8 protein-coding genes are annotated in these 12,559 nt (G+C 38.8%); 4 read left to right on the top strand and 4 right to left on the bottom strand.

The features are described 5' to 3' along the window. Positions 1–346: 346 nt before the first annotated feature. Both BV372_RS20600 and BV372_RS20595 read right to left on the bottom strand, forming a co-directional pair. Positions 347–1,282, bottom strand: a complete 936-nt coding sequence (locus BV372_RS20600; protein ID WP_179198172.1) for a Dam family site-specific DNA-(adenine-N6)-methyltransferase — start codon at positions 1,280–1,282, stop codon at positions 347–349. 182 nt (positions 1,283–1,464) lie between these two features. Continuing rightward, on the bottom strand, positions 1,465–2,190 hold the full coding sequence (locus BV372_RS20595; protein WP_086688353.1) for a Uma2 family endonuclease: 726 nt from the start codon (positions 2,188–2,190) through the stop codon (positions 1,465–1,467). 389 nt (positions 2,191–2,579) lie between these two features. Here BV372_RS20595 and bchB point away from each other — a divergent pair, with 389 nt between their 5' ends. Together bchB and BV372_RS20585 are read left to right on the top strand one after the other, a co-directional pair. Continuing rightward, positions 2,580–4,106 carry a ferredoxin:protochlorophyllide reductase (ATP-dependent) subunit B gene (gene bchB, locus BV372_RS20590; RefSeq protein WP_086688352.1) on the top strand — a complete coding sequence of 509 codons (1,527 nt, stop codon included), beginning with the start codon at positions 2,580–2,582 and terminating at the stop codon, positions 4,104–4,106. A 113-nt stretch (positions 4,107–4,219) separates the two neighbouring features. Beyond that, a complete protein-coding gene (locus BV372_RS20585; protein ID WP_086688351.1) occupies positions 4,220–5,059 on the top strand; it encodes a nuclease A inhibitor family protein in 840 nt (279 codons plus the stop codon). A gap of 133 nt (positions 5,060–5,192) precedes the next feature. On the opposite strand, the gene BV372_RS20580 is transcribed toward BV372_RS20585, so the two are convergent. Then, positions 5,193–5,768, bottom strand: a complete 576-nt coding sequence (locus tag BV372_RS20580) for a Uma2 family endonuclease (RefSeq protein ID WP_086688350.1) — start codon at positions 5,766–5,768, stop codon at positions 5,193–5,195. A gap of 379 nt (positions 5,769–6,147) precedes the next feature. Between BV372_RS20580 and BV372_RS20575 the strand changes: the two genes are divergently transcribed. Both BV372_RS20575 and BV372_RS20570 read left to right on the top strand, forming a co-directional pair. After that, positions 6,148–7,836 (top strand): glycosyltransferase family 39 protein, encoded by a 1,689-nt coding sequence (locus BV372_RS20575; RefSeq protein ID WP_086688349.1) that lies wholly within the window; start codon positions 6,148–6,150, stop codon positions 7,834–7,836. 122 nt (positions 7,837–7,958) lie between these two features. Beyond that, complete coding sequence (locus tag BV372_RS20570) at positions 7,959–9,491, top strand: glycosyltransferase family 39 protein (RefSeq protein WP_179198171.1); 1,533 nt, start codon at positions 7,959–7,961, stop codon at positions 9,489–9,491. Positions 9,492–9,546: 55 nt separating this feature from the next. On the opposite strand, the gene BV372_RS20565 is transcribed toward BV372_RS20570, so the two are convergent. Continuing rightward, on the bottom strand, positions 9,547–12,324 hold the full coding sequence (locus BV372_RS20565) for an HD family phosphohydrolase (protein WP_086688347.1): 2,778 nt from the start codon (positions 12,322–12,324) through the stop codon (positions 9,547–9,549). Between the last annotated feature and the right edge of the window lie 235 nt (positions 12,325–12,559).

The following is a 12,559-nucleotide window of genomic DNA, read 5'->3' as shown; positions in this document are numbered from 1 at the left end:
TATTGCCTTTTTGACACCAGTTCACCAGTCTGATTTTGTAACTGGCAACTTGGGTTACTATTTGTATCTTCTTATTTGCTGCTCCTCGGGTTCCCAGGGGGTAAGACCCCCTATTCGCCAGCTGTATCCTTGAAGAAGTCGGGGATCTGAAGAGAAACTTTTGCTTAAGTAATACCGTTTCTTTGTTAGCTTTACCAAATTATCTTAATCTCTTATTTCTTGGCGTACTTGGCGGTTCGTTTTTTATCCTAAGATAATTAAGCCTGTGTAATAAACAAAAAATTGTTTTGCTGACATATTTTGCTAATTAAGCTTTCGGCTATTGTCTCCATCGTTTTGCCACCACCTAATAGTTCATAGTTAATAACTCATTTATTAAGTTTCGTTTTAATGCATTGCTGTTTATATTCCTTGCTGCTCTTACCCTCTCTATGCGATAACCAGCATAAGCATCTTCAAAAAAATTATCGTTGATATTTTCATTTTTCGGATCAGAATTACTAAGCATGAGTAATGCGCCTTTATTGTCTAGTTTTTTAAAAAAATCTCGCAGCCTCAATTGCTCGGAATCATTAAATGATTGCCGTGAATAGGATGTAAAGTTAGATGTTTTACTAATTGGTCGATAAGGTGGATCAAAGTAAACAAATGTTTGATTATCTACAAAATTCTCACACTTAATAAAATCTCCATGATGAATTTGAGTCTTTTGGAGAATTTTAGCAACTGCTTTTAAGTTTTCCGGGTCACAAATACATGGTTTTTTATATTTACCTGCTGGAACATTAAAATCACCTTTAGAATTAACTCTGAAAAGTCCATTAAAACAAGTTTTGTTTAAAAAAATAATTTGAGCAGTTCTTTCTACCCATTCATAATGATAATTAGATGAGTTAATATTTTTATTTCGAGAGTTAAACTGTAATCTCATTTGATAGAAGTATTTACTTTTAGCACTTTCATCTAGTGACAAATACTCTATTTCAATTTTAGATAAATGTTTAATTACATCATCTACATTCTGCTGAATTGTCTTGTATGCTATGAATAATTCTATATTTAAATCAGAAATAAATACTTCTTGAATAGTATGATATTTATGTGCTATGTAGAAGAATAGTGCACCACCTCCTATAAAAGGTTCTACATACCTCTTTATTGAACCTTTAAATAATTCATTAGGGAGAAAATTATTTATTTGCTCTATTAACTGGCTTTTTCCACCAGCCCATTTCAAAAAAGGCTTTGGGATTGTTGTAAGCGTTGGAACAGTTAAATGCATTGATTTAACCTGCACAGATATACCAAATTCCTTAAATATAGTTCATGTGTACCAAAAGTTTGTTTAAGATATCACAAATCATGGCAGAAGCACAATTAAATACATGTGCCAACTCCTTAACATCGGCACTCGCCACTACACAAACTTTTCTAGGAAACTATTCCAAGTACTGCGATCGCTTATTACTCACTAGGTAGATTATCAGGGTCAATGCCGAGCGATCGTAGGTATTGCGCTAATTGTTCAGCACGTAGTCGTTCTTGTTCAGCGCGTTGTCGTTCTTGCTGTGCTTGTTCTTCTGGAGTCAAATAGCGATCGCCTTGTTTGTCATACCATGACAATAATTCTTGGGGAATGCCAGCAACAATACCTTGATATCTGCCAATACCTAAACCTATTTCGCTCATCCAATAGGGTTCACCTATCTGCAATTGATATTTACCATCCACCAACTTATAAACTTCAAACGGTTGATGTTGGTCGCGTCGCCAAAATTCTGGATTATAAATCACATAGTACAACACGCCCAGTTTGGTGTAGATATCCATCTTTTCATCATATTCACCCGCAGGCGTGTGCGATACCATTTCTAATGTGAGGATGGGAACTACGCCGTTTTCTTCCCAAACTGCGTAACTTTTGCGTGATTTACCACCTTTTTTTCGTTCAACTCCGACACTCAAAAACGCATCTGGCACTACTGGCACTCTGGGATTGATTCCTGTAGTGTGATACACTCCCATATCTACCCCGAAGTACCAATCCATTCGTGTAGCCCAGATCGAGTTAAGTAAAAACAGGAGAATATTGGGCAACAAATTTTGGTCTTCGTTATCCACGGGCGTATCGTCACTACAAGGCAATTCGTCTGTGCTTGGTAACGCATTTTTGAGATCCTTTGACAGCATAGTCTTTATCTCACGGGCGTTCAGTTTTTTAATTATAGGCTAGAGGCGCTAGGAGACCTGATCGCGCTGGTGATTGAGCTAATTCTTTGACGCGATTTCCAGATCCCCAACTTCTTTGAGGAAACTTTGCTGAAAATAAAGATTTATGTCACTTAAACAACACTGTGTTGTTTAAATTAAGAGCTACATCCCAAGTAGTCAACAGGTTTGAGCGTAGACGCTCTTAGCGGCTTGTCGCCAGACATCGCACCAGACTAGAAACTTAACAATTTACCCATTTTATCAGAGGCTCAAGTTTTGAGACAATCAGACAACGATGAGAAAGCAAGCAATCATAGTCCACTCATATTGGACTCTGTATTATTTGAGTTTATAAGGGAGAACACCTGATGAAATTGGCTTACTGGATGTATGCAGGACCAGCCCACATAGGTACACTGCGAATCGCCAGTTCTTTTAAGAATGTCCATGCCATCATGCACGCCCCACTTGGCGATGACTACTTTAACGTCATGCGCTCTATGCTATCAAGGGAAAGGAACTTCACTCCGGTAACAACCAGTGTTGTTGATCGCAACGTTTTAGCACGTGGCTCCCAAGAGAAGGTGGTAGATAACATTACCCGCAAAGATGCTGAAGAACACCCAGATTTGATTGTGTTAACTCCCACCTGTACTTCTAGTATTCTGCAAGAAGACTTGCACAACTTTGTAGAACGGGCACAACTGGAAGCCAAAGGAGATGTCATCCTAGCGGATGTCAACCACTACCGCTACAACGAACTGCAAGCAGCCGATCGCACTTTGCAACAAATAGTGCAATATTACATTGAGAAAGCCCGCAAAAAAGGCGAACTAGTAGAAGGCAAAACCGCAAAACCCTCGGTTAACATCATCGGTATTTCTACTCTGGGTTTCCATCATCAGCACGATTGCACCGAACTGAAAAAGCTGATGGGTGATTTGGGAATTGAAGTAAATACCGTGATTCCGGAAGGCGCTTCTGTTAACGAATTGAAGAAGATGCCGCAAGCTTGGTTTAACCTAGTACCTTACCGCGAACTCGGTTTAACAACAGCTCGTTATCTAGAAGAACAATTCGGCACTCCCTACGTAGACATTACCCCAATGGGGGTTGTAGAAACTGCTCGCTGTATCCGCAAAATCCAGCAGGTAATTAACGCCCAAGGCGCTGATTTAGAATACGAAGACTTCATTAACGAACAAACGCTGCATGTATCTCAGGCTGCTTGGTTCTCTCGTTCCATTGACTGTCAAAACTTGACTGGGAAGAAAGCTGTGGTATTTGGTGACAACACCCACGCCGCCGCACTCACCAAAATTTTGTCACGAGAAATGGGAATTCACGTAGTTTGGGCTGGAACTTACTGCAAATATGATGCAGACTGGTTCCGCGAACAAGTGAGCGAGTATTGCGATGAAGTATTAATTACTGACGATCATGGTGCAATTGGGGATGCGATCGCCCGCGTCGAACCCTCCGCTATTTTCGGTACGCAAATGGAACGCCACGTTGGTAAGCGCTTGGATATCCCTTGCGGCGTAATTGCTGCACCCATCCACGTACAAAACTTCCCCATTGGTTACAAACCATTTTTAGGTTACGAAGGTACAAATCAGATTACAGATTTGATCTACAACTCCTTTACTTTAGGAATGGAAGATCACCTTTTAGAAATCTTCGGTGGACACGACACCAAGGAAGTAATTACTAAGGGAATTTCTGCTGATTCTGACCTTAGCTGGACAAAAGATGGTCAAGCAGAATTGAACAAAATTCCGGGATTTGTTCGCGGTAAAGTCAAGCGCAACACCGAGAAATTTGCCCGCGATCGCGGCTTTAAGGAAATCAACGCTGAAGTTTTGTACGCTGCTAAGGAAGCTGTTGGCGCTTAGGCTAACAGTTTATAATCAAAAACAAAAAGAGCATCTTGAATCGATGCTCTTTTTGCTGTTTATCAATAAAGTAAGTTATTAATATAATTAATTAATATGTATAGCAACCGTATATGCAAATCAGTAAAGTAGAACTAGTCGCACAACTAGAGGATGAAATAGAAGGAGTCTATGGATTTCCTTACACAGAACATGATTATCCTTGGGAAACTTTTGTATGGAAAATTTCAGAGCTTGGCACGTTTACATTAGAAAAGTTACTCCAAGATCTTGGCTTTATTGAAAATATAGAATTAGAAGAATATTTATTTGACTTTGAGCTTGAAATACAAGCTGGTCAATCTTTAGGAACAAAGAATATAGCAACACAAGAGAAGATTTTGCAATTAGAACATAAATATCAATATTTTTTGAGGCTGTTACAAACTAATCTTACCAATTTACAGCCTTATAGGATAAGCTTAAAAGAATCAAATAAAAACGAAGTCATCGGTAGTTTTACGGCGATTATAGGACGCACTATTAATGGCTATTGGTTTGGAATTGCTCCTTTACTACCTTATAGTAAGAGTTTCATGTATCGTACATCAGAAAAATTTTATATTGATACTCAAAAACCATCTGATGCAAAAATTATAGATTTGTGGTCAAATTTTAAATCAGCTACACAAGAATTAGAGCTTCCTAGTGAATTAGATGGTGAATATTCAGGCAGAGAATCGATAGTAGAAGTAGCAGAGACAAGAGAACTAATTATAGAGAAGCTTTTAGACTCTGTGGGGTTTATTCAAACTGTAGAATTCAATGGAGGCTTTGGAAATTTAGGTCAGTTACTTACAGAAAATTTAACTAATACTAGAATATATATTATTTGGGGATTTTTTATATATCTTATAGGTGATACTCCCGATGGAGATTTGATTGGTGTTTCTACTAAAGCTGTTTGGACATAATAAAAAGGCATAGCTTGGGTTAAGCAAGCTTATAAGCAAATAAAAGCACTGTGGAAACTAGTTGAAGCACAGCGAACAGGAACTCAAGACTGGCGATCGGCCACCACAAGCTAGTTAATTGGAATTAGCAATATTAACCCAAAATCTGTGCTAAATCCAGCACAAATCCTGGTAGTATATCTTCTCCTGACAAGCTAGTAGGGGATTGTAAAACCTCAACTTCCCGTCCGAGACGATAAATTTCTACTTGTTGGTTTTGGGGGTCAATCAGCCAACCTAAGCGCACGCCGTTATTAATGTACTCCTGCATTTTGCGTCGCAGTGTCTCTAGGCTGTCTGTAGCCGAGCGTAATTCTGCCACAAAATCCGGAGCCATTGGTAAGAATTTATCTGGATCTGGGTTCAGGGCTATTAATCGTGCTCGGTTCACCCAAGATGCATCAGGCGAACGATTTGCACCATTGGGAAGTTTGAAACCTGTGGAAGAATCAAAAGTTAGCCCTGTACCATCAGCGTCAGCCCAATTACCTAAGCGCTGCGTCAGTCGGCTATTCCGATTTCCGCTTTCCCATCCTGTTGGTGGCATAATAATTAGTTCTCCCTCAGCCGTCCGTTCAAGACGCAAATCTCGATTATTTTGGCAGATTTGGAAGAACTGCTCATCTGTTAGCTCGATAGTAGGGTGTAGGTTGAGAATTAAGGCAGTCATGTTAGGCTCTCAATCTTGCTAAGTGTAGCCTAGCATTACATCTTATGGGTTAGGCGCAAGGTCGTAAAATCTACTTATTAAAGAGGCGATCGCCTACGAAACTGTTCACCTATTGTGGTTTCAAGAAGCTAACCAAAATCAGGGTAATTATTTCAAGTTGAGGAACGCAAGCTCACCAGTAATTTTTATCTAAATTAGTCTAGCCAGAAGGTGAGCAACTTGTTTGCTTCACCTGTTTTTTGCTGCGATCGCTACTCATGACTCGAAATAAGGCAAAATGACTTTAGCTGTCTTTGAAAGATTTTAATATTTCACGCCTATCTTTTTCTACGTATAGTCGCAAATCGTCAATAAAATCTCAATATATTGCTATAGATAGATGACAACAAAGCGCAGACTTTATCTACATTATCTATGTTTAGCTGGGGCGATTATACTGGGTGCAAGCTTGCGCTTTTGGAATTTAGGTTTAAAACCCTTATGGACGGATGAAGTAATCACTGCTATTTTCAGCTTGGGTAACAATTATAATAATTTACCTTTAAATGTGCTGTTTCCTCTTGAGCGTGTACCGGAAATTTTTACATTCAACCCAGGTATAACTTATGCTCAAATTGCAAACAATCTTGCTACCCAATCTACCCATCCACCACTATTTTTTTGCGGGATGTATAGTTGGCTGGAATGGATAAATCCCTCATGCCAAGCTTGTGTGAAAGAATTGCGATTATTGCCAGCTTTGTTTGGTGTAGGTGCGATCGCGGCAATTTATGCTGTCAATAATATTGCCTTTTCCTCTACTGCTGGAATAGTAGGAGCATTGCTCATGGCTGTTTCCCCCTTTGCTGTTTACCTTTCCCAAGAAGCAAGGCACTATACCATACCAATGTTTCTGATAACTTTAGCTTTATTGGGGCTAATGCAAATTCAGCAGGATATATTTCAGAAAAAAACTATTAGAATTTGGGTTTGGGTATTATGGGTACTTGTTAATATTATCGGACTTTATGTACACTACTTTTTCGTTTTAGCTTTTATTGCTGAAATCCTCACACTACTTGTGCTGATGTACTGGGATAAGACAAAGGTAGTTAACAAACATAAAATTTGGTTAACCCTAATTCTGTCTACCAGCACAGTTATGATTAGCTTCATGCCTTGGTTGCTGGTAATACTCAGCCATTCTAACTTTTCTCAAACTAATTGGTTACCAGCCCCCAGTAATATTGCACCGATATATCAAACTTTGATTAGCTGGGTATTAATGGTAATTGCTCTACCTGTAGAAAACCAACCTCTAGCAATTGCAGCTAGCTATGGCTTTTTGATGGTTATTTTTACTATTTGGGTGGGATGGCAAGCTTACAAAGGTTTAAAACTTTTATATTATCAAAGTAAAACTCATTTAGCTACATTAACGCTGTTAATTTTTACTATTTTTGTCTTATTACAATTTTTTGCCATTGTTTATTTTATTAGTAAAGACATTACTATTGTTCCCCGCTATCACTTTGTTTACTATCCCAGCTTTTGTGCTCTTGTATCAGCAAGTATTACCAAAAATCAAAAAGCACAATTAATCATTGTATTAGTAGGAATTCTCAGTTGTGTTTTTGTTGTATATAATCTAGTGTTTCAAAAGCCTTTTCACCCTGAGCAAGTAGCCCAAAACATGAATCTAGAGGCTTCTATACCAGTGATGCTCGTGGTGGGTTATAGTGATTATCAAGATATAGCTTTGGGATTAAGTTTTGCTTTGGCATTAGAGCAACTTAGGAACCAATCTCTTTCAGGAGAATACAAAATTAATCACCCCATAGATACATCTAGACGTGATAGTTTTGCGATTTTATCAAAATCCCCTAATTTATCTGCTTTCTGGAACAACCTTTCCCAACTACCGATACCAGCAACATCTAAGCTAAATTTATGGATAGTTGGACCTGGAATGATCGAGCAAGATTATCCTCAGCAATTGGTGCTTTCGCAGCAAACTACTTGTACTATAGACCCCTCACATCACTATCGCATAGGCGTTCCTTATCAGCTTTATCAGTGCAGTAATTAGAGGTTTTTGATATTCCATTGCAACTGTAATCAAAACAATTTTTGATAGCAAGTTGTCGTATAATCGCCTAAATGTACATTTGGTTTGTACAACTGGCTATAATTCCATAAATGCATGAATATATGAGCGCCAACAAGCTTAAAACATTTTTAGTATTTAATTTCATAATACCCGCTAGTTTTTTTATTTTTGCTATTTACTTTATGCCTATTGAGCAGGTATTTCAATTCGATACAAGTGATGAAGGAATTGAATTGATCAAAGCTACCTTGCACTTAGATGGATTTGCTATGTATACACAGGTTTGGAACGATCAACCACCTCTTTTCACAGTTATTTTAGCGTCCTGGCTTGCTTGGTTTGGCAAATCAATTTATTCTGCACGGCTTTTAACTTTGAGCTTCTCAACAATACTTGTATGGTCTTTCTGCCAGACTCTAAGGATTTATTTAGGGAATTTACCAGCAATTATTGGCACTTTATTGTTAATAATTTCATGCAATTTTCTTAGACTTAGTGTTTCTGTGATGATTGATTTGCCATCTGTGGCAATGGTTATGCTCTCAATTTATACATTAAGTTTATATAAAAAAAATGTTGCGCAAAAATTTTCTAAAATTTTAATTGTTATATCAGGAGGACTTTTAGCACTTTCTTTACAAATAAAATTATTTACAGCTTTTATCGCTCCTTTAATTATATTTGATTTATTACAATTTACTTTTAAAAAAAATCCTCAACATCAATTAAAGCGGCAGCTATTTTTTAATGCTGTTTTATGGCTAACTGCTTGTTTGGGAATTTTTATAATAGTTGGTATTTTGTGTAACTCTCTCACTTATGAGCAATTACTACAATCACATTTAAATAACAATGTAAAAACAGTGTTTCAAGCAGGATATAGTCAAAAGTTAACATTGTTATTTTTACTTCAGGATTTTGATTATTTACTTTTAGCAATTCTGGCAACTATAATTATTTTTCAAAAAAAACAATGGGAAAAGTATTTTCCAATAATTTGGTTAATTACAGGTTTTATAGTTCTGATTAATCATCAACCAGTCTGGTATCATCACTACCTTTTACTCTCTATTCCTCTGGCTTGGTTAGCTACTTACGGAGTAACATTATCGTTTAATTTTTTTCGACAGCGAAAATGGTACGCTAAGTTTAAGCCTCGTAATTTTAAAAAAATCACTGTCTCAGGTTTAGCAGCAGGATTCGTAATTTTCTCAATTATTGTGACTCCGATTAAGTTAGGAGTAATTATTTTAGAAAATCATAGATATCTAGAGCAAAGTCAGGAGCATATTCAATTCGTTAACATTTTGTTAAAATATAAACCATCTACTAAATGGGTTTTTACAAATTGTCCAATTTATGCTTTCTATTCAGGCTTACCTGTTCCTCCAGAAATTGGAGTTTTATCCCGTAAAAGGATAGAGTCGAAAACTATAACACCTGAACAAATTATTGCGGTTTTTGAAACTTATCATCCAGAGCAAGTTTTACTATGTAAATCTCAAACTATTCAGAACTATCTCAATAGTTATCTCAATCAACACTATTTAAATACATATGGAAATCATTTAGGTAATCATTATTTATTAAAAGAAACTGCTTTGAAACCCTTACCAATGACCAATGACAAATGAAGACCCTTACCATTTATATTTAGTTTTAATTGCGCCAACCTACTGATGAAAATTTTCACCCTTGAGCTATTTTCTCGTTACTAGGCTTTAACTTGGGGTAGGCAATACGTTTGTGATGGAATTGCTGCCAAACTTCCACAAATATTTGGGCAATTTTGGCAACTTCTTCCCGTGTAAGCCCTGAATCTAAAAGTTGATTGTCTTGCCATCGAGCACGGAGAATATTATTAACCATTGTCAAAGCTTGTTCAGCCGAAGCGTCTTTGAGCGATGACTTCGCCGATGCTTGTAGCGTACGCAGCGCCGCTTCACAGGAATCTGCCAACATGACAATTGCTGTTTCCCGCGACTGGGGAATTGGACCATCGTAGCGAAAATCAGCGTCGTCTACTTTTAAACTAGGATCTTCCTTAGCCATTTGCTGCGCTTGGTGATGGAAATAAGCAATCAACATCGTTCCTTGATGTTCGGGAATAAAAGCTTGAATCGCTGTTGGTAAAAGGTGTTGTCGTGCCATCACCAAGCCTTCATTGACGTGCTTTTTAATAATCTCTGCACTTTTCCAAGGATCGTTAATTTCTGTGTCATGCTTATTCGGTCCCCCCATTTGGTTTTCAATAAAGCCAAGAGGATCGTGCATTTTGCCAATATCGTGGTAAAGTGTGCCAGCTCTTACTAGTTCCACATCGCATCCTAGTTGTTTGGCAGCCGCTTCCGCCAAGGTGGCTACAAACAGAGTATGCTGAAAGGTTCCGGGCGCTTCTGTAGCCAGTCGCTTTAACAAAGGGCGGTTAGGATTAGCCAATTCTGCTAACCGGATAGGGGTAACTAAATCAAAAAGTTTTTCTAAATAAGGACTTAAGCCCAAGGCCACAATACTCCAGGCTAAACCAGATAAAGCAAATAACGCAGCTTCTTGGAGAATAAGATACCAAGAAGCTGAACTCCATAGCAGTGAAAGTATTAAGTAAATGCCTCCCTGAGTTGAGGCGATCGCCAGTCCTAATAATGCTAATTCCTCACGCGATCGCAGTCGTTTGGCCATATAACTGCCTACTATTCCCCCTGCTACACCAGCTATTAGGGCAATCTTACTGATTTCCATACTAATTGGTAACACTAGCAACAGTAGCCCGACAACTGTTGCTCCTAAAGCAGGGCCGTAAAAACTACCTAACAATAAACCAATGGCACTCCAGGTGGTATGTAGCACACCCATTGTTACCATCCCTGGGGTACTGAGAGTTAGCAGCAAGATTAATAAGCGATCGCGCTGTCGCAATTGGCTTTTGAGACGGCGTTCGACAATCACAAAAATACCAATTGCTGTAGTGACAATACCTGTCACCTTAATCAACTCCGGCCAGTTAGTCTCTCGGTAATTTAGTTGATAATGCTCCAGTACCTCAAAATTCCACGGGGTAATCTTCTGTCCCTTAGTGACAATTACCTGATTCTGCTGTATGTCAATCATTACTGGTGCAACCCCAGCAGCAGCCTTTTTTGCCTGTTGTTGGGTTTTTTCTTCATCTTTCTTCAGATTTGGTTGCAGCACAGCCAACAAAAGTTTGATTGCCAAAGGTTGAGCTGCTTGTGGTTCTAATGTCTGCACTTGCAAGCTCACTGTATCCTTTAAAGCATTTCCTGGTAGTCCGTAAGGGATACCTTGGGTGAGAATTCGCTCTGAAATCTGGCGGATTGATGTTTGTGTTTTTGCCCAGTCTTTATCTTCCAGATCCAAAAGGATATTGTCTTGATTGATTGCCGCCGATGTTTTAGCCTCTGGCTGTAACAGTTTTTTCCTGGCTAGTTCATATTTTTGCCTTGCTTGCAAGATTTGAGTGATGAGTAAAGAAAATTGTTGTTCAGAATTTCTGATTCTGTAAGTTTCTAGTTCCGCCACTACTTGAATAAAGTCAACTTTTGGCGAATCATTAACTGGTTTTGTATTCTCAAGAAGCAGCTTTAGCGAAACTTTCCCAGGCTGGGGAGTAGGTGTATGGATGTCTTCCCGAATTCGAGGAAGGGAAGCAGACTTGGGGGATGCGGCTATGGATGGTTCTAAGGACGAAGAGAACTGTTTGCTTGCTTGCTGTGCAGTAGTGGAACTGCTTTTCTGGTTTGGCAGCAACAATCCTATCGGTTGTTTTCTGGTTTTTTCTAAAGCTAGTAATATATTTTGCCATTCTGCTTCAGTACAAGCGCGGAGATAACGCTGGCTAGCTATACGCAAGTCTAAAGTGTCAACAAAAGGGAAAGACCCTGCTATGGCGCGAATTTTATCACTCTCATCTAAAAGTTGTTGCAAATTATGGTCGATTTGTTCATTGATTTGCATATCGACCATTAACATTGGCAGGGAATTGTTACTGGCGGCTTTGCGTTGGGCTGCTGTTTTTTGGCGATCTTCAATCTTGATTGTACGAGGGGCTTTAATGGTTTGGGGTGCCACAGTCCCCACTTTCAGCTTAGGCTGATTGTAAAACTTATACCCGATGACTCCTGTTAGGGATACAACTGCGATCGCCAAAATCACAGAGGAACGATTTTCATGCACCCAGCGTAAACCAATTGTATCCATCAGCGGCTCACGGTTAACCGATTTTGCGATTGATCTGAGTACTATTCCTGGTTTTTGCTTACTTTCACTAGTGGTTGATACATACATGAGTATGTTGTTGACCACAGTTTTTTGGAGTTCTTCAAGGCGACTGTGGTGATTTTGCTCGTTCACTACTCTCAGCAATTTTCCTTTGCGACACAGTACTTTGTACTGTCGCCGCCAGTGAGTTAATTGCTGGGTTAAAGACTTAAAAAATCGCTGATGTTTCATTACCTCTGCCTACAGTTGCTTACTTTGATACCTCAAAACAAGACAAACCTAGGGGAAGTCCAAGCAGGAGCAACCGAAGCCGCTTAGAACTTCGGAGGCGGGGTTGCTTGCGGCTGTGCCACAATACCTACCTATAGAGTCAGGTTAAGAGTTTCTTTGGAATTGTAGTATAAAGAACTACTGAATTTTATATTTGTTGACTGCTTGCTAGGATTGAATGTTGTATCGCGTCTAC

This window comes from Nostoc sp. T09 (genome assembly GCF_002154695.1).
Taxonomy (GTDB): Bacteria; Cyanobacteriota; Cyanobacteriia; order Cyanobacteriales; family Nostocaceae; genus Aulosira.
Note: the sequence above shows the minus strand (reverse complement) of the source record. Positions and strands in the feature narration are given on the sequence as shown.